The organism is Bradyrhizobium manausense, from assembly GCF_018129685.1.
Classification (GTDB): Bacteria; Pseudomonadota; Alphaproteobacteria; order Rhizobiales; family Xanthobacteraceae; genus Bradyrhizobium; species Bradyrhizobium manausense_D.
Map to the genome: position 1 here is coordinate 312,001 of NZ_JAFCLG010000001.1, position 20,944 is coordinate 332,944.

Below are 20,944 nucleotides of genomic sequence, written 5' to 3' on the forward strand. Positions count from 1 at the left end.
ACGGCCTCAAAGCAGCTACTCCGCCGCCTCGCTCGTGCTCCTTCGCTTCGGCTTCCTCGCCTTCTTCAGCACCGGCTCCAGGAACTTGCCGGTGTAGCTCCGCGGTGCCTTCACGATATCCTCCGGCGGGCCCCAGGCGACGATTTCGCCGCCGCCGTCGCCGCCTTCGGGGCCGAGGTCGATGACCCAATCTGCGGTCTTGATGACTTCGAGATTGTGCTCGATGACGACGACCGTGTTGCCCTGTGCGACCAGCTCGTGCAGCACTTCCAGCAGCTTCTTGACGTCGTGGAAGTGCAGACCGGTGGTCGGCTCGTCCAGGATGTAGAGCGTGCGGCCGGTGGCTCGCTTGGATAGCTCTTTTGCCAGCTTGACGCGCTGGGCTTCGCCGCCGGACAGCGTTGTCGCCTGCTGGCCGACATGGATGTAGTCGAGGCCGACACGATGCAGGGTCTGGAACGTCTCGCGCACGCGCGGGACCGCCTTGAAGAAGTCGGCGGCTTCCTCGACGGTCATGTCGAGCACGTCGGCGATGCTCTTGCCCTTGAACAGGACTTCCAGCGTCTCGCGGTTGTAGCGCTTGCCCTTGCAGACGTCGCAGGTGACGTAGACGTCGGGCAGGAAGTGCATCTCGATCTTGATGACGCCGTCGCCCTGGCAGGCCTCGCAGCGGCCGCCCTTGACGTTGAACGAGAAGCGCCCGGGCTCGTAGCCACGCGCCTTCGCTTCTGGGAGCCCTGCGAACCACTCGCGGATCGGCGTAAAGGCGCCGGTATAGGTCGCCGGATTCGAGCGCGGGGTGCGGCCGATCGGCGACTGGTCGATGTCGATGATCTTGTCGATATGCTCGAGGCCCTCGATCCGATCATGCGGCGCGGCGCCCTCGCTGGCGTTGTTCAGCTTGCGCGCGATGGCCTTGTAGAGCGTGTCGATCAGGAGCGTCGACTTGCCGCCGCCGGAGACACCGGTGACGGCTGTGAACAGGCCGAGCGGAATCTCGGCCGTGACGTTCTTGAGGTTATTGCCGCGCGCGTTCACCACCTTGATGGTGCGGCGATGGTTCGGCGGACGCCGCTCCGGCACCTCGACCTCGAGCTCGCCGGTGAGATATTTGCCGGTGAGTGATTTCGGGTTGCGCATGATCTCGGCGGGTGTGCCCTCGGCGACGATGTGGCCGCCATGCATGCCGGCGCCGGGGCCGATGTCGAGGACGTGGTCGGCGAGCAGGATGGCATCCTCGTCATGCTCGACCACGATCACGGTGTTGCCGAGGTCGCGAAGTCTCTTGAGGGTGTCGAGCAGGCGCGCGTTGTCGCGCTGATGCAGGCCGATCGAGGGCTCGTCCAGCACATACAACACGCCCGTCAGCCCCGATCCGATCTGCGAGGCCAGGCGGATGCGCTGGCTTTCGCCGCCGGACAGCGTGCCGGAGGAGCGGGAGAGGGTGAGGTAGTTGAGGCCGACGTCGAGCAGGAAGGTGAGGCGCTCGCGGATTTCCTTGAGGATGCGCCCGGCGATCTCGTTCTGCTGCGCATTCAGCGTATCCGGTACGGTCTCGAACCACGCGCCGGCGGCCTTCACCGACAGCTCGGAGATCTCGCCGATATGCTTAGCCCCGACCTTGACGCAGAGCGCCTCGGGCTTGAGCCGGAATCCGTTGCAGGCGCCGCAGGGCACGTCGTGGAAATACTTTGCGAGCTCCTCGCGCGCCCATTCGCTCTCGGTCTCGCGATAGCGGCGGTTGATGTTGGTGACGACGCCTTCGAACGGCTTCTTGGTGTCGTAGGAGCGAACGCCGTCCTCGTAGGAGAACTTGATCTCGTCCTCGCCGGAGCCATGAAGGATCGCGTTCTGCGTCTTCTTGGGCAGATCCTTCCACTTGGTGGTCAGCGTGAACTTGTAATGCTTGCCGAGCGCGGTCAGCGTCTGCGTGTAATAGGGCGACGACGATTTGGCCCAGGGTGCGATCGCACCCCTGCCGATCGCGAGCTCCTTGTCGGGGATGACGAGGTCCTCGTCGACATGCTGCTCCACGCCGAGGCCGCCGCAGGCAGGACACGCGCCATAGGGGTTGTTGAAGGAAAAAAGTCTGGGCTCGATCTCGGGGATGGTGAAGCCGGACACCGGACAGGCGAATTTTTCCGAGAACAGGATGCGCTCGGGCCCGCTCTTGTCGTGGATCTTCGCGGTCTTCTTTTTCTCTTCGGCAGGTGCAGCAGCCGGCGCATCGGCATACTCGACGACGGCGAGACCTTCGGCAAGCTTCAGCGCAGTCTCGAAACTTTCGGCGAGGCGCTGGCCGATATCGGCGCGCACCACGATGCGATCGACGACGACGTCGATGTCATGCGGGAATTTCTTGTCGAGAACGGGCGCTTCGGCGAGCTCGTAGAAGGTGCCGTCGATCTTGACGCGCTGAAAGCCCTTCTTGAGCCATTCGGCGAGCTCCTTCTTGTATTCGCCCTTGCGGCCGCGCACGACCGGCGCCAGCAGATAGAGGCGGGTGCCCTCAGGCAGCGTCAGCACGCGGTCGACCATCTGCGAGACGGTCTGGCTTTCGATCGGCAGGCCCGTGGCCGGCGAATAGGGCACGCCGACCCGTGCCCAGAGCAGGCGCATGTAGTCGTAGATCTCGGTCACCGTGCCGACGGTCGAGCGCGGATTCTTCGACGTCGTCTTCTGCTCGATCGAGATGGCCGGCGACAGGCCGTCGATCTGGTCGACGTCAGGCTTCTGCATCATCTCCAGGAACTGGCGGGCATAGGCCGAGAGCGATTCGACATAGCGGCGCTGGCCTTCCGCGTAGATGGTGTCGAAAGCGAGCGAGGATTTGCCGGAGCCTGAGAGGCCGGTGAACACCACAAGCTTGTCGCGGGGAATCTCGACGTCGACGTTCTTGAGGTTGTGCTCGCGCGCGCCACGGATCGTAATTGCGCGCAGGTGTGAGCCCGCGTTCTGTTGTTGGCGCTTCGCCTTGATCACTTCATCCATCCGCGTTGCCCTCAAGGAATCCCATGGGTGCGCGCCCGCGCCAACGGAAAGGCGCGCTTCGCCCGGAACCGGGATCGGCGCCGATGGGGTTGCCAGCGAACGTAGGAAGAACGGGGACGGATTTCCAGTGGCCTTTGCGAATCGTCAACGGATTGTTGGCGCACTGGCGGGACCTGGCAGCAGCCGCTGGCGATCGCCCTGACTGGAACAGCAAAAGGCCGGCGCGAGGCCGGCCTCAGACGCTACGGAGCTTGGCGCTCATCTCAGTATTTGGCGACGACGGGCCCACCCCAGCGGTAGTTGACGCGGATCACCCCGATATCGACGTCCTGGCCAATTCGCTCGGTACGGGCCAACGGAGCGACGACGGTGTTGGTGAGATCGCCGCCGTGATGACCGAGGAACAGATGGTCGTACTCGCCGCCGACCGACCAGTTCTCCGCAAAGGCGTATTCGACGCCGAAGCCGATGCTGTAGCCCCAACGGGTCTGGCTGAGCGTGTTGGACACCACGCCGACGCCGGGAATGAACTCATCGTATTTGTCGTGCGTGACGGCAGCGCCCGCCTTGCCATAGAACAGCACGCTGTTCACGGTGTAGCCGAGCTGGCCGGTGAACAGACCGAAGCTGTCGATCCTAGTGCGGTTGTTCAGCGGCGCCAGCGCCTGGCTGAGATTGTTGCCCTTGAAGTCGGCCCAGTTGCCCTGGCCTTCGACACCGAGAACCCAGTGCGCCTTTTGCCAGCGATAGCCGAGCTGGGCACCGACCGTCCCGCCGCTGGCATCGTGGCAGCCTTCGCCGACAGCCGGGTCGATCGCAACGCCGCCGATGCCGACAATGCTCCAGCAGGCATGGCCAAGGCCGCCGCCGCCATTGAGGCCGCCATAGACGCCGGTCCATTCGAGCGCGGGCACGGGCGCCACCGGCGCCTTGCCATACAGCGGCAGATCCGCGGCATCGGCCGGCGCGGCCGCGCCGAGTGCAAGCAAGCTGGCGGAGGCCAGAATCAACGTCTTCATTTCAATTCCCCAACGGACCGAAGCCGATCGACGATGCGCAAGCGCACCGCACTCTCGATTCCATGACGGTTGGGCCTGATGCCGCGCGAAAACAAAAAGGCCGGCGCGAGGCCGGCCTTTCGTTACGCAATGGCGTTGGAAGCAAAGATCAGGACTTCGCGACCACCGGGCCTCCGAAGGGATGCCGATGGCCCGGGCCTCCGCCCACATTCAGATCAACTTTCGAGTGGAACAAATCTGGAACAAATGTTCGGCCGGTGCTATATATGGGGATAACCGAGGGCGTGGCGGGCCGATCAGCGCCCGCAGGCGTATAGGGTCGGCCCGACAGGCGGCAGCGCGGGCGCGCCTTTCGAAATTCAGTGGGATTGGAGTGGAGAGCGGCGATGGCGGGAAGCGTCAACAAGGTCATTCTGGTTGGAAATCTCGGCAAGGATCCGGAAATCCGCCGCACCCAGGACGGGCGGCCGATCGCGAATCTGAGCATCGCTACCTCCGAGACCTGGCGCGACAAGAACAGCGGCGAACGCAAGGAAAAGACCGAGTGGCATCGTGTCGTGATCTTCAACGAAGGGCTGTGCAAGGTCGCCGAGCAATACCTGAAGAAGGGCGCCAAGGTTTACATCGAGGGCGCGCTCCAGACCCGCAAATGGACTGATCAGAGCGGCGTGGAGAAGTACTCCACCGAGGTCGTGCTGCAGGGCTTCAACTCGACCCTGACGATGCTCGACGGCCGCGGTGGTGGCGGAGGAGGCGGCAGCTTCGGCGACGAGCCGGGCGGCGATTTCGGTTCGTCCGGTCCCGTCAGCAGCGCGCCGCGCCGCCCCGTGGCCGCCGGCGGCGGCGGCCGCAACAACGACATGGACGACGACATCCCGTTCTGAGGCGAGGCCTTCTAAGGCGCAGGACTGGTCGGCGCTGGCCGTGACAGGAAGCGGCCCGCGCGGTTTTCGAGCAACCGAACCAAGACGGGATCCATGAATTCATAGTCATCCGGAATGTCGAGGCAGATGACCCGCTTGCCGTTGAGGCTGGCGCGGAATTTCCGGTTCAGCTTGTTCCGGTGGGTCTTCTCCATCACGAAGATGACATCGGCCCATTCGACCTGTTCGGTCGACAACACCACGTCGGCGTCGTTCGAGATGCCGGCCGAGTCGGTCTCGATGCCCGGCCAGGTCGAAAAGATCTGTTCGGCGGTCGGGCTGCGCAGGCGATTGGCGCTGCAGATGAAGAGGACGTTGGTCACTTTGACCGCTCCAGGGAGGGGACCGGAGCAATCCGGCTGGCTTTAGGTAAACACCTTTTGGCAGCCGGCGGAATCTTCAAAACCAGTAGTCGGCTCGCGTACGGCGGCAGGGTTTCTTGCCAATTGACGGGTCAGGCTCGGTTTTCCGGGCTGGCCTCATGTGCGGCCTCAAGTCTTTGACGAAGCGCGATGTGAACGGTATTAACTCGATGTTAATCCTATTCACATGGCCGATTCCCTGGCTGGAGGACGCGCCGCATGAGCTTCGCGCCACTGCTTGAGGCAGCTCCCGCGATCCCGCTGCATGCCTTCGCGGCAATGGCGGCCTTCGGGCTCGGCCTGGTCCAGTTCGCCGCCCCAAAGGGTACGCTGCCGCATCGGACGCTCGGCTGGATCTGGGTGGCGCTGATGGCTGCGGTGGCGGTCTCGTCGTTCTGGATCCACCAGATCCGCCTGGTCGGGCCGTTCAGCCCGATCCACCTGCTGTCGATATTCACGCTGGCCATGCTGCCGCTCGCAGTGTGGCGGGCGCACACCCATCGCGTCACCGATCACCGGCGGATCATGATCCTGTTGTTCACCGGCGCGCTGGTGGTGGCAGGCCTGTTCACGCTGCTGCCCGGGCGCATCATGCACAGCGTGTTTTTCGGGGCGTGACGGGCGGTTTTGCCCGGCCCGTTCGGGGCCTCCCCAAGATGGTGCCGGGAAGGGCGTAAGTCTCTGGAAAAACAGTCGGAAAAAGCGCTGTCCTGACCCTTGCAAGGGTGGTTATCAGGGGGGCGATGCGCTATATGATTCCCAGATAAAACTTCATCGGATTCCCCCTTGGCTGACGACGACAACAAGCCCGGCGACCAGCCGGCGCAACCCTCGGACATTCGCCCCGTCTCCATCTTCGAGGAGATGAAGAAGTCTTATCTCGATTACGCCATGAGCGTGATTGTGGCGCGCGCGCTGCCTGATGCCCGTGACGGCTTGAAGCCGGTGCATCGCCGCATCCTGTACTCGATGAACGAGCAGGGGCATACGCCGGACAAGAAGTACGTCAAATCCGCCCGCGTGGTCGGCGACGTCATCGGTAAGTATCACCCGCACGGCGACCAGTCGATCTATGACGCCATGGTTCGCATGGCGCAGGACTTCTCGATGCGCGTGCCGCTGATCGACGGCCAGGGCAATTTCGGCTCGGTCGACGGCGATCCGCCGGCCGCCTATCGTTACACCGAAGCCCGCCTGACCAAGGCAGCGCTGGCCCTCCTGGCCGATATCGACAAGGACACCGTCGACTTCCAGCCGAACTACGACAACAACGAGACCGAACCGTCGGTTCTTCCGGCCAAGTTCCCGAATCTTCTCGTCAACGGCGCCGGCGGCATCGCGGTCGGCATGGCCACCAACATCCCGCCGCACAATCTCGGCGAGGTCATCGATGCCTGCGTCGCCTTGATCGACAACCCCGCGCTCACCATCGACGAGCTGATCAATATCGTGCCGGGACCGGACTTCCCGACCGGCGGCGTCATTCTCGGACGGCAGGGCATCCGCGCCGCCTATCACCTCGGCCGCGGCTCGATCGTGATGCGCGGCAAGGTCGCGATCGAGACCATCCGCAAGGAGCGCGAGGCGATCGTCATCACCGAGATTCCCTACCAGGTGAACAAGGCGACGATGGTCGAGCGCATCGCCGAACTCGTCAAGGAAAAGAAGATCGAAGGCATCGGCGACCTGCGCGATGAATCCGACCGCGACGGCTACCGCGTCGTCATCGAATTGAAGCGCGACGCCGTGCCGGATGTGGTGCTCAATCAGCTCTACCGGTTCACACCGCTGCAGACGAGCTTCGGCGTCAACATGGTGGCGCTCGACAGCGGCCGTCCCCGGATCATGCATCTGAAGGACCTGCTGGCCATCTTCGTCGACTTCCGCGAGCGTGTCGTCACACGACGCACCAAGTACCTGCTCGCCAAGGCGCGCGATCGCGCCCATATCCTGGTCGGTCTCGCCATTGCGGTTGCCAATATCGACGAGATGATCCGCGTTATCCGCAGCTCACCCGATCCGACCACCGCGCGCGACACCCTGATGTCGCGCGACTGGCCGGCCCGGGACGTCGAGGACATGCTGACCCTGATCGACGATCCGCGCCACCGCATCAGCCCGGACGGCACGATCCGGCTGTCGATGGAACAGGCAAGGGCGATTCTCGATCTGCGCCTTCAGCGCCTCACGGCACTCGGCCGCGACGAGATCCGCGACGAGCTCGACAAGCTTGCCGGCGAGATCGCCGATTATCTCGATATCCTGCGCTCGCGCGAGCGCGTATTGGAGATCATCAAGACCGAGCTCGCCGAAGTGAAGGCCGAGTTCGCCACGCCCCGCAAGACCGTGATCATGGAGCAGGAAGGCGAGGTCGAGGACGAGGACCTGATCCAGCGCGAGGACATGGTTGTCACCGTCTCGCACGCCGGCTACGTCAAGCGCGTGCCGCTGTCGGCCTATCGCGCCCAGCGTCGCGGCGGCAAGGGCCGCGCCGGCATGCAGACCCGCGACGAGGATTTCGTCAGCCGGCTCTTTGTCGCGTCGACCCATACACCGGTGTTGTTCTTCTCGTCCCGCGGACAGGTCTACAAGGAAAAGGTCTGGCGGCTGCCGATGGCCGCGCCGAACGCGCGCGGCAAGGCGCTGATCAACATCCTGCCGCTGGAGCAGGGCGAGCGCATCACCACCATCATGCCGCTGCCCGAGGATGAATCGACCTGGGGCAATCTCGACGTGATGTTCGCGACCACTGGCGGCAACGTACGGCGCAACAAGCTGTCCGACTTCGTCGACGTCCGCCGCTCCGGCATCATCGCGATGAAGCTCGACGACGGCGAGGCGATCGTCGATGTGCAGATCTGCACCGAGCGCGACGACGTGCTGCTGACCGCTGCGGGCGGCCAGTGCATCCGTTTCCCGGTCCCCGATGTGCGCGTCTTTACCGGGCGCACCTCGATGGGCGTGCGCGGCATCGCGCTCGGCGAGGGTGACAAGGTGATCTCGCTGGCGATCCTGCGGCATGTCGAGACCACCTCGGACGAGCGCTCGGCCTATTTGAAGATGCGCCGCGCGGTCGCCGGCGAAGCCGCGAGCGACGAGGCGCCGGCTGACGCTGAGGCCGAGGAGACTTCCGGCAGCTTCCAGCTCGCGCAGGAACGCTATGCGGAGATGTCGGCGGCCGAGCAGGTCGTGCTGACCGTCTCCGTCAACGGCTACGGCAAGCGGACCTCGTCTTACGAATACCGGACCACGGGCCGCGGCGGCAAAGGCATCGTTGCCATGAGCGTCAACAACCGCAACGGCAATCTGGTCGCGTCCTTCCCCGTCGAGGATGCGGACCAAATCATGCTGGTCACCGACAAGGGCCAGCTGATCCGCTGCCCGGTCGAAGGCATCCGCATCGCCGGCCGCTCGACGCAAGGCGTGATCGTGTTCGACACCGCCGAGGACGAGCACGTCGTCTCGGTCGAGCACATCACGGAAGAGGCCGAGAACGGGAATGGCGCGAACGGAGAGGCGAACGGGGAGTAACGAGTAGCCCCGTAGCCCGGATGGAGCGAAGCGCAATCCGGGGTTTTTGCCAAGCGCACAAAGTCCCGGATTACGCTTGCGCTCCATCCGGGCTACGAACTGCGCTAGATCTCCAGCTCCGTGCCGAACTCCACCACCTGCTTGGTCGGTACGCCGAAGAACGCGGCCGAGCGTTCGGCGTTGCGCTGCAGGAATGCGAACAGGCCTTCGCGCCAGACCCACATGCCCGGAACGTCCTCGCGCGGGATGATGGTCTCGCGGCCGACGTAATAGGTGATGTCGGAGAGGTCGATGCCGGGCAGCTTGCCCTGGCGGCAGGCGAGCGTCAGTCCTTCGTAGATCGTCGGGTTCTGCATGAAGCCGTAATGCAGAATCACGCGGGTGATTCCGGGGATGATCTCGATCACCTCGGTGCGGTCCTGCTCGGCGACGTGAGGGACCTCCTCGATCAGCACGGTGACGAGGATGATGCGCTCATGCAGCACGTGGTTGTGCTTGACGAACTGCGTCAGCGCCAGCGGCACGCCTTTCGGCGCCGAAGCGAGGAACACGGCGGTGCCCGGCAGGCGCGCGCTGCATTTGTTGACCGCCGTCTCGATCAGGTCCTCCTCGGGCTGGCGCAGCTTTGCGCGCGCGGCTTCGACGAGCTTCACGCCGGCGCGCCAGGTGAGCATCAGGAAGGCGACGAGGGCGGCGAGTAGCAGCGGAAACCAGCCGCCCTCGAACAGCTTGATCGAGTTGGCGGAGAAGAAGATCACGTCGATCACGAAGAAGAAGCCGTTCACGGCCACGACCAGCCAGGGCGAAAAGCCCCACTGGATCGCCACGAGCGCCGCAAGCAGCGTGGTGATCGCCATCAAGAGCGACACCGCGATGCCGTAGGCGCCGGCGAGCGCGTCCGAGGTGCCGAAGCTCAGCACTGCGCCGAGCGTTGCGGCGGCGAGCAGCCAGTTCACCAGCGGCACGTAGATCTGGCCGATCGCGTCGCTCTGGGTATGTCGGATCTGCATGCGCGGCAGGAAGCCGAGCTGGATCGACTGCTGGGTCAGCGAGAATACGCCTGAGATGATGGCCTGCGAGGCGATCACGGTCGCCACGGCCGAAAACGCGACCAGACCGTAGTGCAGGAAATCGGGGCAAAGCTGAAAGAACGGATTCTCGATCATGCTGGGATCGGAGATGAGCAGCGCGGCCTGGCCGAAATAGTTCAGCACCAGTGCGGGAAGGCAGATCGCGAACCAGGCGAGCCGGATCGGCAGGCGGCCGAAATGCCCCATGTCGGCATACATGGCCTCGCCGCCGGTGACCGCGAGGAAGGCGGCGCCGAGGATCGCGAAGGAAACTCCAAAATCTTGATGGACCAGGAAATCCAGGGCGTAGAACGGGCTGAGTGCCGCCAACACCGCCGGCGCCTTGACGATGCCGTGGATGCCGAGCGCGGCCAGCACAACGAACCAGGCCAGCATCACCGGTCCGAAGATACGGCCGATGAATCCGGTGCCTTGCTTTTGCATGAAGAACAGGCCGACCAGGATGGCGACGGTCAGCGGCACCACGACCGGCGAGAGTGAGGGGGCGTCGACCTTGAGGCCTTCGATGGCCGACAGCACCGAGATGGCTGGCGTGATTGCGCCGTCGCCATAGAGCAATGCCGCGCCGATCAGTCCGACCACCAGCAGATGGGCGCGCCAGGTGCCTGGTTGAGCGTGGCGGGCGTGCAGCAGCGCCAGCAGTGCAACGATGCCGCCTTCGCCGCGGTTGTCCGCGCGCAGGATCAGCAGCGCATATTTCAGCGAAATGATCAGAAGCAGCGCCCACAGGATCAGCGAGGCAACGCCCAGGACAGCGTCTTGCGTCACGGTGCCGCCATGGGCGGCCGCCTTGGCGGCTTCCTTCAGCGCATAGAGCGGGCTGGTGCCGATATCTCCATAGACCACCCCGAGGGCGCCCATGGTCATGGCAATCGGAAGCGGACTGGGATGATGGCCGGAGGCAACAGCGGGCGTACTGGACAATGGCGACCCCTCAATGCGACCGCGCCCGTCGGGCCATTCCGAGGGGCGCGAGCGTCAGATAGTCTGCGACGAGACGTCGCAAATATCCACGAGATTTATCTTGGGGTTGATAGAGGTTTATGACGCTGAGCTGACAGACCGCCTATGGGGTGCGGTCTGCGGTCACGAGGCGAGCGACGCGGACTTCGGCCTTGCTGCCGGCGCGGCGCAGGCAGGAGGCCTCGAAGTTCGGCCAGGCCTGCTGCGAGCAATCCCGTCCGATCGTCTTGATGTCGAGCCGATCGCTCTTGGCGAGCGGCTGCGGCACGCTGGCTTCGACCGTCGGTGCAAAACCCGGCAGCAGGGTGAGGGTGGCAGCAACACACGCGGCAACAGTGATCGCTGAAAAAGCCTTGATCATTGACGGTCCCCTGTGATGCGGCCGCTACGCCCAGTTTGCGGCCCGTCGTTCGTTGGCCGGATTAGTAACCATGACCAGTTTCCGGACGTCTTCGCCGATACGGGAAATGGTTTCGTGCGCGCCCGGTTTTGTTTCGCGGGCGCCCTGAGGACGAAACAATCCGGCGCCGTCCGACAGGGCTTGGCTGGAAAACCGGCAATAAACCGACTTGGAACCCGTCCGGCTTGCCGCGCCGCGCCCGGCGCGGTAGGACGTGGCCATGCCGCGTATTGCCTTTTATCCAGGTTCCTTCGACCCCATCACAAACGGCCATCTGGACGTGGTCCGGCACGCGGTGCCGCTCTGCGACAGGCTTGTGGTCGCGATTGGCGTTCATCCGGGCAAGAAGCCGCTGTTCTCGACCGAGGAGCGGCTGAAAATGCTCCGTGACGTCTGCGGGCCGATTGCGGCCCAGGCCGGCTGCGCCCTTGAGGCGGTGACCTTTGATGACCTCTCCGTGACGGCCGCGCGCAAGCACGGCGCGACCATCATGATCCGAGGCCTGCGCGACGGCACCGATCTCGATTACGAAATGCAGCTCGCCGGCATGAATGAGGCCATGGCGCCGGAGGTACACACCGTTTTCTTGCCGGCGTCTCCGATGGTCCGCCCGATCACCGCCACACTGGTGCGACAGATCGCGGGTATGGGTGGCGATGTTTCGACCTTCGTCCCGCCGCTCGTCGCGTCCCTTCTCAAGGCCAAATTCGCCCCATAACGGCGCGTTGTTTCATCTCACCTGATCCGGAGTTTCCATGATCCGTCGTCTCGCAATTCTTGCCACGATGTTCGTCGCGCTTGTCGGCGCAGTGCCGGCGATGGCGCAGCAGCTGCCGGCCAATCTCGACAAGGCCAATGCGCTCGTCATCGACACCACCAAGGGCCGTATCGTCATCAAGCTCAGGACCGACCTTGCGCCGCAGCACGCAGAGCGCCTCAAGCAGCTGGCGCGTGAGGGCTTCTACAACAACGTGCCGTTCCACCGCGTGATGGACGGCTTCATGGCCCAGACCGGCGACGGCCAGAACGGCAACGGCACCGGCGGTTCGAAATATCCGAACCTGAAGCAGGAATTCTCCAAGGTCCATTTCGCCCGCGGCATCGTCGGCATGGCCCGGCGCGGCGACAGCGTCGATACCGCCAACTCCCAGTTCTTCATCATGTTCGCCGACGGCGGCAGCCTCGACGGCCAGTACACGGTGGTCGGCGAGGTCGTGCAGGGCATGGATGTGGTCGACAAGCTGAAGAAGGCGCCGGCCGGCTCGCCGGGCGGTACCGTCACCGATCCCGACAAGATGGTGAAGGTGCAGGTCGCCTCCGACATCAAGTAGACAGACCATGGCGCGCCGCGGCGACAGGCTCCTGTTCGCTGCGGCAGCGCTGTTGCTCGGCATCACAGGCGCGGCCGCGGAGGACACGCCTGTGAACACCATTCAGGACGTTTACCAGCACTTGCGGAGCTGCTGGAAACCGCCGCCGCCGGCGAAGGCACGCCCACTCGACATCACCGTCGTTGTGAGCTTTAACCGGTCCGGAAACATTCTGGGTCATCCGAGGATTACTTATGAATCCGCCGAGGCCTCCGACAATGACCGGCTGCAATACCGGATCGCGGTGATGGAGGCGTTGCAGCGCTGCACGCCGTTGCCATTTACCGATGCAATGGCGGGCGCCGCCGCGGGACGTCCATTCGCAATTCAGTTCCGTGGCCGCAAAACGTCACCCGACAAGACTTCACCTCCAACGCAAGAGAGACGAGCATGAGCGTCACCGAAAACACATTGATCCTCGAGACCACGCAGGGCCCCGTCACCATCGAGATGCGCCCCGACCTCGCGCCCGGCCATGTCGCGCGCATCAAGGAACTGGTCCGCGAGGGCTTCTACGACGGCATCGTGTTCCATCGCGTGATCGAGGGCTTCATGGCGCAGACCGGCTGTCCGCATGGCACCGGCACCGGCGGCTCCGGCAAGAAGCTGAAGGCCGAGTTCAACAAGGAGCCGCATGTGCGCGGCACCACCTCGATGGCCCGCGCCGCGAGCCCGGATTCCGGCGACAGCCAGTTCTTCATCTGCTTCGACGACGCCCGCTTCCTCGACAACCAGTACACGGTGTGGGGCAAGGTCACCGAGGGCATGGAGAACGTCGACAAGATCAAGCGCGGCGAGCCGGTGCAGAACCCGGACAAGATCGTCAAGGCGCGCATGGCGGCGGATCAGGAGTAACTATCCGTCATTCCGGGGCGCGCGTAGCGCGAACCCGGAATCTCGTGCCACAATCTCGGGATTCCGGATCGCCGCGCGTAAGGGCGCAGCCTCCGGAATGACGGCGCTGGTGAGACATGCGCACCGACCTCTTCGATTTCGACCTGCCGCCCGAGCGCATTGCGTTGCGCCCGGCGAGCCCGCGCGACTCCGCGAAGATGCTGGTGGTCGAGAACGGCGCACTGCGCGACCAGACCATTGCCGATCTGCCGCAATGGCTGAGGCCTTGCGACCAACTCGTCGTCAACGATACCAAGGTCATCGCCGCCCAATTGAAGGGCCGTCGCATCGGACGCGAGACCGAGCCGAAGATCGAGGCGACGCTGATCAAGCGGCTCGACGGTTCGCGCTGGCAGGCGCTGGTGAAGCCCGCCAAGAAGCTCGTCGCCGGCGACCGCATCCGCTTCGGCAATGAGGGCAAGGTCTGCCTGCTCGGCCATCTCGATGCCGAGGTCGAGGCCAAGGGCGCGGAAGGCGAGGTGACGCTTGGCTTCTCGTTTCACGGCCCGGCGCTCGATCAGGCCATCGCCGATCTTGGCAGCCCGCCGCTGCCGCCCTACATCGCCTCAAAGCGCACCCCTGACGATCAGGATCTCGCCGACTACCAGACCATGTTCGCGGCCCATGAAGGCGCGGTCGCGGCGCCCACCGCGGGCCTGCATTTCACGCCGGCCCTGGAGCAGGCGCTGAGCGCGCGCGGCGTCGTCATAAACCGCATCACGCTGCATGTCGGGGCAGGGACCTTCCTTCCCGTGAAGGTCGACGACACCGACGGCCACAAGATGCATGCCGAGTGGGGCACGATCTCCGCCGAGACCGCGGAACGGCTCAACGCCGCGCGGAAAAGCGGCGGCCGCATCATTGCCGTCGGGACCACGTCATTGCGATTGCTCGAGAGTGCAGCGAGCGAGGACGGCACCATTCAGCCGTTCGCGGCCGAGACCTCGATCTTCATCACGCCGGGCTATCGCTTCCGCGCCGTCGATGTCTTGATGACGAATTTCCACCTGCCGAAGTCGACATTGTTCATGCTGGTGTCGGCGTTCTCCGGGCTCGAGACGATGCAGCGCGCCTATGCGCACGCGATCGCGGGCGGCTACCGGTTTTATTCCTATGGAGATGCGTGCCTGCTGTTTCGCGGGCCATAGGGAAGTTCCACGATGTCACGTTGTCGTGAGCGCAAAGCTGTGCGTCGTTTTGCCCGGTAACCGAGTCACAAACCATGCGGGGGAAAGCTTTTGGTTGTGCTACAAGGGGCAATGAAGAAATTGTATCTGGTCGCGCTTTTCATCGTCGTCGTCTCTCCTTGCATGGCCCAGACCGTTGCAGGGAAGGCGCTCCCGACAGCCGATCTTTCAGTTCGCGAGCAAATCAAGGCGGATCGAGAGCGGGACAGGAAGGCCGAGGCGAGCACCAGTTCGCAGTCCCGTCCCTGGGACAAGGATGCCGACGGCAAGCGTCCCTGGGACCGCAAGGACGAGCAGCCCGTCAGATAAGCGTCATAGTCAGGTCGGGTGACCGTAAATAAAAGACAGGCCGGCTTGCGCCGCGCCTGTCTTCTTTTGCCGATTACGCCATCGCCGGCTGCGGCAACAGCTCCGCGATCTGCACCGCATTCAGCGCCGCGCCCTTGAGCAGCTGATCCGCCGCCACGAACATCGAGATCGAATGGCCCGAGGGATCGCTGAGATCCTTGCGGATGCGGCCGACCAGGACGTCATCCTGGCCCGAAGCGTCGATCGGCATCGGGAAGTAGTTCTTCACGCGGTCATCGACGATCTTCACACCCGGCGCCTGCGCCATGATGGCGCGGACCTGGTCCTCGTTGATCGGATTCTCGCATTCGAAGGTGATGGCCTCGCAATGGGCGCGCAGCACCGGCACGCGGACGCAGGTGACGCCGATCGCGATCTTTTCGTCCTCGAAGATCTTGCGGGTTTCCTTGATGACCTTCGTCTCTTCGTCGTTGTAGCCGGTCTCGGGATCAACGGCGGTGTTGTGGTTGAAGAGGTTGAACGCGTAGGGATGCGGCATCACCTTCGGCGTGTAGATCTGCCCGTTGAGATTGGCGCGGGTGGACTCGACGAGTTCGTCCATCGCGGCCGCGCCGGCGCCGGAGGCCGCCTGATAGGTCGAGATGATGACACGCTTGATGCGGTTCCTCCGATGGATCGGCCAGAGCGGCACCAGCGCGGTAATCGCGGCGCAGTTCGGGTTGGCAATGATGCCCTTGTGGTCGCGGATGCGGTTGCCGTTGACCTCGGGGATGACGAGCGGAACGTTCGGATCCATCCGGAACGCGGAGGAGTTGTCGACGACGACGGCACCGGCCTTGACCGCGATTGGCGCGAACTTCTTGGAGATGCCGCTGCCTGCGGAGAACAGCGCGATGTCGACACCTTCGAAGGCGCGCTCGGTCAGTTCCTCGATGACGACATCCTGGCCGCGGAACGACACCGTCTTGCCGGCGGAGCGGGCGCTGGCGAGTGCCTTGAGCTTGCCGACGCGAAATCCGCGCTTGTCCATGGTGGCGATGAATTCGGCGCCCACCGCACCGGTGACGCCGACAATCGCGACGACGGGATCGTTACTCACTGTGTCCTCCATTGAGATCGATTGAGACAACAAAAAAGCCCCGGACCATCTTGGGCGGGGCTTCGGTAGAGCTTGATGCGTTTAGTCGACGACTATGCGCGCACGCCTCCCCGGGCCCCGAAGGCCGTGGTGGTTTTGGTCGTGCGTTTGGTGGTCGTGAACATGGCGGCGACTTATGCGGGAGAGTTTGGCGTCCGTCAATGGCTTTCGGGCGGGATTGTGGCCGACCTTATTTGCCCCGCGCGCCCGGCGGCTCGAGCAGGACTTCCTTGAGGTCGTCGCCGCTGATGACGACGATCGCAAAGTTTAGCCGGCCGCGCTCGCGGACCAGCCCGCCGCTGATGGCCTTGCCGGAGGCGGCCTGTTCGGCGACGCGAACCGCATCGGCGAGGCGATGCCTGATGCTGCCGAGCACGGCGAGGTTGCTGCGATCCTCGAGGCCGAGTTGCGCCAGGGGTAGGGCGGCTTCGCCGCCCATCACTTCGCCGGTCGCTGCGTTGATGGTGTAGCGCCAGATCCGGTCGTTGTGCAGGGTCTTGACGCGGTACACCGGTATTCCGGAACCGCCGTCAAAGCTGATGTCCGCGGTGGTCGCGCCGGCATGACGGGCTTCAGCGATCGCCATGGCCTGGCCGATCGAGATCGATGAGCTGCGGAATCGCTCGATCTCGCGGCTGACGGCCTGGCGGTCCGCCGCGGCGTCCCCCTCTGTCTCGCTGTGAAGGGCGGTGGGCGTCGAACCCGCCGAGACGGTCGCGCGCGCGGGCGCTGCGATGAGCACCCCCGACAGGGCGATCACCAACAACCCGTACACGCCTGGTCTTGTCGCGCTCATGGTGCAAACCCTCGGCCAGCGAGTGTGCCGGATGTTCGTAAAGAATTCGCGGCCGACCTTGGGCGTCGGCCGGCCGCGGAGCGTCGTGGCGGGCTGTACCCGTCGCGGCGATCAAGCGGTCCGGACCTCTTTTGGGGCTGGTGAATAAAAGTGGCCCGCACCGCCCTATAAACAAAACCATACCGTATCGTTTTATTTTGGTCAACGAAGCGGGCATCGTCCGCAGCGGACAAATCGCCGGTCTCACGGAAATGTCAGCGGGAGGGGCGCCGCCGCTGGGCGGCTTTCGGCGCACTGCGGGTGCGGTCCGCCGGACCGATCGCGCCGGCCAGGAACAGCTTGATCGCCGCGCGCATCCGCTTCTCGGCGGCCTTGAACTCCATCGGCGTGCCGAACGTCGCCATGCGGTGCGTGTGGCCGACGACGACATCGAGGAACACTTCCGCCGCGATCGTGGTGTCGTCGACGTCGAGCGCGCCTTGCGCGACGAGATGGTCGAAGAAGCGGGCCGTGGTCGCGACGGCCTTCAGCCAGCCTTCTTCCTTGCCGAGCTTGGCGACGTCAGGGAAGTTGATGGCCTGCGACGTCATCATGCGGCTGAAGGCTACGGCGTCGGGTCCGCAGGTAAAATTGAGCATCTCGCGACCGATCTCGATCAGTCGCGCTTCGACCGAGATATCGGCGGCGCTGCTGAGCTGCGTTTCTGCCGCAGCCGACAGCGGCGCAAGCCAGCGCGCGATCTCGCGGCGAAGCACGGCGGCAAAAAGCCCGCGCTTGTCGCCGTAGCGCGAATAGACCGTGGGCTTGCTGACGCGGGCCGCTTCCGCCACCGCATCGAGCGAGGTCGCGTCAAAACCACGGTCGAGGAACAGGCGGGTCGCGACCTCGATCAGGCGCTGATCGCGTTCGATCGCAGCGCTCTTGGTCGGCCGGCCGCCGCGCGACTTCGAGGTCTCGCGGCGTGGTGCTGGCGTTCTTGTCTTGGTCGCGGCCAATCCCATGCCCGATGATCTGCCAATGATTCGCCAATGATTCTTGCGCGATCGTGCCGGCGTTCATTGCTGTATAACGTGCAGCAACCGGGGCGTCATCGCGAATCTGGCCGGCTTGGCCGTATCGTCAACGGTCCCCGACCAAAGCCGTTCCGCAATGCGGATTTCACGGCATCCGCGAGGTCCAGGCCTGACCGCCCGCCGCCTTCTCGTAACCGTACTGATAAAGCGCCCGCATATAGCCGGTGTCGAACCCTTCGGACGGCGGGGCCGGATAATCACGCTCGATGTAGGAGAGATGGAAGCCGAGATGGTTGCGCTGGGCGAAATCATAGGTCGAGAAGATGATCGATCGCGTCTGCGATTGCGTGATCGCGGACAGGCTGCGTGAGGCGACATCGATCGTGCTGTTGGCGACGAGCTCGAAGTTGCGTTCGATCTTCTTGTTGACCAGGATGTAGATGTCCATCTTCGCATTGCCGGGCAGGCGTCCCTGCAGCAGCAGGGCTTCGGGCAGCGTCAGCACCGGCGCCGTCACCCCGCCGTCGACATGCATCTCCTGAAACCTGCGTCCCTGGCCCTCGGCCTCGATCAGGATCGGCGGAAATACGAGGGGAATGCTGGCTGAGGCCGCCATCACGTCGCGAAACAGCTTGAGCGCTTCGGGCGTGCCGACCGCGGCGATCTTGCCCATGTCCCAGATCGCGGTGCGCTGGGTGTCGAGATCCGTGGTCACGATCAGCAGCCGTCGGCCCTTTGCGTTCTCGCGCGCGACTTGCGCCAGGATCTCGGGCCCGACATAGCGCGCCACCAGCTCACGCAGCCGGGTATTGCCGAACAGGCCGGAGCTGAACAGCACGCGCATGATGCTGGGATCGCTCAGCAGGCTCTCCGCAAGGCCGCTGGTGTAGAGCTCGCGAAGCGTGTCGTCATATTGCGATCCGAGGAACGCAAAGGGTGCGATCAGGCCGCCGGTGCTCACGCCTGATACGACGGAGAAGGTCGGGCGGTTGCGCGCCGCGCTCCAGCCGTTCAGCACGCCGACGCCAAAGGCGCCGTCGGCCCCGCCGCCGGAGAGCGCCAGATAGGTTCTGCTGCCAGTCGCCTTGTCCTGCTCGAAGCTGAACTTCGTGACGGGCTCGTCGGCATAGCGCCGCAGGCCGTCGATATCGAGCACGCGCGAGCTGCTCGCATCGGCCGCCGTATAGGGGGTGCGGGGGATCGAGGTGCAGGCGGCGAGCGCCAGGCTGCAGGCGAGGACCAGCGCCCGGATCAGGCGCCTCGTCCAGCCGTCGAACACGGTGGACATCTCGGTCGGACATGTCGGGAGGGGCATTGGTCGGTGGCTGGCGATCACGCATTACGGCCGCCGGCGATCAGCCGCGGCGTCTCGTCCAGCCCCCGACGGAAAAACTATACTGTATCGTTTTGTTTATCAAGCGGCCGGCGCATCACGTCAACGTCAACGCTGTCCCGATCTGGGGCATCGAGCGGGTTGATCGGGCTGGCCCGACACGCAATAAGCACCGCCATGACTGATACCGCCCTGCCCAATCAATTCGAACTGCTCGCCACTGACGGTGCCGCTCGCGCCGGCCGCCTGACCACGCCGCACGGCGTGGTGCGGACGCCGGCCTTCATGCCGGTCGGAACGGCAGGCGCCATGAAGGGCATGCACTGGCGCGAGGTGCGCGATGCCGGCGCCGACATCGTGCTCGGCAACACTTATCACCTGATGTTGCGTCCCGGCGCGGAGCGCATCAACGCCCTCGGCGGATTGCAGCGGTTCACCGGCTGGAACGGGCCGATGCTGACGGATTCCGGCGGGTTCCAGGTGATGTCGCTGTCGGACCTGCGCAAGATCAGCGAGCACGCCGTGACTTTCCGCTCGCATATCGACGGCGCCAAGATCGAGCTGTCGCCGGAGCGCTCGATCGAGGTGCAGCGCCTGCTCGGCTCCGACATCGCGATGCAGATGGACGAATGCGTGCGTCTGCCGGCCGAGCGCGATGACATCGACCGCGCGATGCGCCTGTCGCTGCGCTGGGCCGAGCGCAGCAAGCGTGCCTTCGAGAGCGCGCCCGACGGCTACATGCTGTTCGGCATCGTGCAGGGTGGCGACATCCCGCAGCTGCGTCATGCGAGCGCGCAAGGCTTGGTCGAGATCGGCTTCCACGGCTATGCGATCGGCGGCCTCGCCGTTGGCGAGCCGCAGGCGGTCATGCTGGCGATGATCGACGAGACCGCGCCGGCGCTGCCGGCCGATCGGCCGCGCTATCTGATGGGCGTTGGCACGCCCGACGACATTCTCGAAGCGGTCAAGCGCGGCGTCGACATGTTCGATTGCGTGATGCCGACGCGCAATGGCCGGCACGGTGTTGCCTTCACACGTTTCGGCCAGGTCAATTTGCGCAACGCCCGCCACGCCGACGATCCACGTCCCCTCGATGAGGAGAGCACATGGCCGTCGGCGCGCAACTACGCGCGCGCTTACCTTCACCATCTCGTCAAGGCGGGCGAGACGCTAGGGGCGATGCTGCTGTCTGAGATCAATATCGCCTACTACCAGTTCCTGATGCAGGGCATCAGGGACGCGATCGCACGCGGAACATTCGACGAGTTCTATCGGCGTACGCGCGAGGACTGGGCGAAGGGCGACATCGCCCCGTGCTAGAGCATGATCGGGGAAAGTAAAGCGCGTTGACGATTCAACCCGATCTCATCGCGCTTTGGAGCATCGCTAGTTGCACACGATCCGCTGCTTGACCGCGTGCTTGGTGACGAAGCCGTAGCCGCAATTGTCGCAGGTCCAGAGATAGCTGATCACGTGGTCTGACACATACGCAGACGCTTCGGCAGCGACCATGGAGTCGGCGCAGACGGGACAGGTGGGCAACTCGCTGCAACGCGGATCGCGGTGGTGCGCGATGGTCGGCAACACTTCAGCAAATGCTGACATCGTGGTGACCTCCCTGCTT

21 protein-coding genes are annotated in these 20,944 nt (G+C 64.4%); 10 read left to right on the forward strand and 11 right to left on the reverse strand.

Annotation, left to right across the window (positions count from 1 at the left end; genetic code table 11):
- Nucleotides 1–15 precede the first annotated feature (15 nt).
- Both uvrA and JQ621_RS01545 read right to left on the reverse strand, forming a co-directional pair.
- Nucleotides 16–2,991, reverse strand: a complete 2,976-nt coding sequence (gene uvrA, locus JQ621_RS01540; protein WP_212232659.1) for an excinuclease ABC subunit UvrA — start codon at nucleotides 2,989–2,991, stop codon at nucleotides 16–18.
- 263 nt (nucleotides 2,992–3,254) lie between these two features.
- Nucleotides 3,255–4,010 carry an outer membrane protein gene (locus JQ621_RS01545; RefSeq protein WP_212232660.1) on the reverse strand — a complete coding sequence of 252 codons (756 nt, stop codon included), beginning with the start codon at nucleotides 4,008–4,010 and terminating at the stop codon, nucleotides 3,255–3,257.
- 386 nt (nucleotides 4,011–4,396) lie between these two features.
- On the opposite strand from JQ621_RS01545, the gene JQ621_RS01550 reads away from it, so the two are divergent.
- Nucleotides 4,397–4,894 (forward strand): single-stranded DNA-binding protein, encoded by a 498-nt coding sequence (locus JQ621_RS01550; RefSeq protein ID WP_092234768.1) that lies wholly within the window; start codon nucleotides 4,397–4,399, stop codon nucleotides 4,892–4,894.
- An 11-nt stretch (nucleotides 4,895–4,905) separates the two neighbouring features.
- Here JQ621_RS01550 and JQ621_RS01555 read toward each other — a convergent pair whose 3' ends face one another.
- Entirely contained in the window at nucleotides 4,906–5,256 is a 351-nt protein-coding gene (locus JQ621_RS01555) for a low molecular weight protein tyrosine phosphatase family protein (RefSeq protein WP_212232661.1), read from the reverse strand.
- Between the two features lie 258 nt (nucleotides 5,257–5,514).
- On the opposite strand from JQ621_RS01555, the gene JQ621_RS01560 reads away from it, so the two are divergent.
- Together JQ621_RS01560 and gyrA are read left to right on the forward strand one after the other, a co-directional pair.
- Nucleotides 5,515–5,913: a DUF2306 domain-containing protein gene (locus tag JQ621_RS01560; protein WP_212232662.1), complete on the forward strand. Its 399-nt coding sequence runs from the start codon at nucleotides 5,515–5,517 to the stop codon at nucleotides 5,911–5,913.
- 168 nt (nucleotides 5,914–6,081) lie between these two features.
- On the forward strand, nucleotides 6,082–8,826 hold the full coding sequence (gene gyrA / locus JQ621_RS01565) for a DNA gyrase subunit A (RefSeq protein WP_212232663.1): 2,745 nt from the start codon (nucleotides 6,082–6,084) through the stop codon (nucleotides 8,824–8,826).
- Between the two features lie 104 nt (nucleotides 8,827–8,930).
- Here gyrA and JQ621_RS01570 read toward each other — a convergent pair whose 3' ends face one another.
- The 3 genes from JQ621_RS01570 to JQ621_RS01580 all read right to left on the reverse strand — a co-directional run bounded on the left by JQ621_RS01570 (nucleotide 8,931) and on the right by JQ621_RS01580 (nucleotide 11,502).
- Nucleotides 8,931–10,784: a potassium transporter Kup gene (locus tag JQ621_RS01570; RefSeq protein WP_212233763.1), complete on the reverse strand. Its 1,854-nt coding sequence runs from the start codon at nucleotides 10,782–10,784 to the stop codon at nucleotides 8,931–8,933.
- Between the two features lie 199 nt (nucleotides 10,785–10,983).
- Nucleotides 10,984–11,241: a hypothetical protein gene (locus JQ621_RS01575; protein ID WP_212232664.1), complete on the reverse strand. Its 258-nt coding sequence runs from the start codon at nucleotides 11,239–11,241 to the stop codon at nucleotides 10,984–10,986.
- Between the two features lie 24 nt (nucleotides 11,242–11,265).
- Entirely contained in the window at nucleotides 11,266–11,502 is a 237-nt protein-coding gene (locus tag JQ621_RS01580) for a hypothetical protein (protein WP_212232665.1), read from the reverse strand.
- Between JQ621_RS01580 and coaD the strand changes: the two genes are divergently transcribed.
- From coaD to JQ621_RS01610, 6 genes are all read left to right on the forward strand, one after another.
- The gene (coaD, locus tag JQ621_RS01585) at nucleotides 11,501–11,998 is read left to right on the forward strand and encodes a pantetheine-phosphate adenylyltransferase (RefSeq protein ID WP_212232666.1); all 498 of its coding nucleotides are present in this window, start codon (nucleotides 11,501–11,503) and stop codon (nucleotides 11,996–11,998) included. The two genes, JQ621_RS01580 and coaD, sit on opposite strands and share 2 nt — an antisense overlap.
- Nucleotides 11,999–12,035: 37 nt before the next feature.
- Nucleotides 12,036–12,611: a peptidylprolyl isomerase gene (locus tag JQ621_RS01590; protein ID WP_212232667.1), complete on the forward strand. Its 576-nt coding sequence runs from the start codon at nucleotides 12,036–12,038 to the stop codon at nucleotides 12,609–12,611.
- A gap of 7 nt (nucleotides 12,612–12,618) precedes the next feature.
- Nucleotides 12,619–13,044 (forward strand): hypothetical protein, encoded by a 426-nt coding sequence (locus JQ621_RS01595; protein ID WP_212232668.1) that lies wholly within the window; start codon nucleotides 12,619–12,621, stop codon nucleotides 13,042–13,044.
- Entirely contained in the window at nucleotides 13,041–13,505 is a 465-nt protein-coding gene (locus JQ621_RS01600; protein WP_212232669.1) for a peptidylprolyl isomerase, read from the forward strand. Before JQ621_RS01595 ends, JQ621_RS01600 begins: the two co-directional genes overlap by 4 nt.
- Nucleotides 13,506–13,621: 116 nt before the next feature.
- Nucleotides 13,622–14,692: a tRNA preQ1(34) S-adenosylmethionine ribosyltransferase-isomerase QueA gene (gene queA / locus JQ621_RS01605; RefSeq protein WP_212232670.1), complete on the forward strand. Its 1,071-nt coding sequence runs from the start codon at nucleotides 13,622–13,624 to the stop codon at nucleotides 14,690–14,692.
- A 111-nt stretch (nucleotides 14,693–14,803) separates the two neighbouring features.
- Nucleotides 14,804–15,040, forward strand: coding sequence for a hypothetical protein (locus tag JQ621_RS01610; RefSeq protein ID WP_212232671.1), 237 nt, complete (start codon nucleotides 14,804–14,806; stop codon nucleotides 15,038–15,040).
- Between the two features lie 73 nt (nucleotides 15,041–15,113).
- Here the strand turns inward: JQ621_RS01610 and JQ621_RS01615 are convergent, their stop codons facing one another.
- From JQ621_RS01615 to JQ621_RS01630, 4 genes are all read right to left on the reverse strand, one after another.
- The gene (locus JQ621_RS01615) at nucleotides 15,114–16,151 is read right to left on the reverse strand and encodes an aspartate-semialdehyde dehydrogenase (protein WP_212232672.1); all 1,038 of its coding nucleotides are present in this window, start codon (nucleotides 16,149–16,151) and stop codon (nucleotides 15,114–15,116) included.
- 217 nt (nucleotides 16,152–16,368) lie between these two features.
- A complete protein-coding gene (locus JQ621_RS01620; RefSeq protein ID WP_212232673.1) occupies nucleotides 16,369–16,974 on the reverse strand; it encodes a PepSY domain-containing protein in 606 nt (201 codons plus the stop codon).
- A 254-nt stretch (nucleotides 16,975–17,228) separates the two neighbouring features.
- Nucleotides 17,229–17,975 (reverse strand): TetR/AcrR family transcriptional regulator, encoded by a 747-nt coding sequence (locus tag JQ621_RS01625; RefSeq protein ID WP_212232674.1) that lies wholly within the window; start codon nucleotides 17,973–17,975, stop codon nucleotides 17,229–17,231.
- 157 nt (nucleotides 17,976–18,132) lie between these two features.
- Entirely contained in the window at nucleotides 18,133–19,275 is a 1,143-nt protein-coding gene (locus tag JQ621_RS01630) for a patatin-like phospholipase family protein (RefSeq protein WP_212233764.1), read from the reverse strand.
- Nucleotides 19,276–19,497: 222 nt separating this feature from the next.
- Between JQ621_RS01630 and tgt the strand changes: the two genes are divergently transcribed.
- Nucleotides 19,498–20,640 (forward strand): tRNA guanosine(34) transglycosylase Tgt, encoded by a 1,143-nt coding sequence (tgt, locus tag JQ621_RS01635; RefSeq protein WP_212232675.1) that lies wholly within the window; start codon nucleotides 19,498–19,500, stop codon nucleotides 20,638–20,640.
- A 66-nt stretch (nucleotides 20,641–20,706) separates the two neighbouring features.
- On the opposite strand, the gene JQ621_RS01640 is transcribed toward tgt, so the two are convergent.
- Nucleotides 20,707–20,925: a hypothetical protein gene (locus JQ621_RS01640; RefSeq protein ID WP_212232676.1), complete on the reverse strand. Its 219-nt coding sequence runs from the start codon at nucleotides 20,923–20,925 to the stop codon at nucleotides 20,707–20,709.
- Between the last annotated feature and the right edge of the window lie 19 nt (nucleotides 20,926–20,944).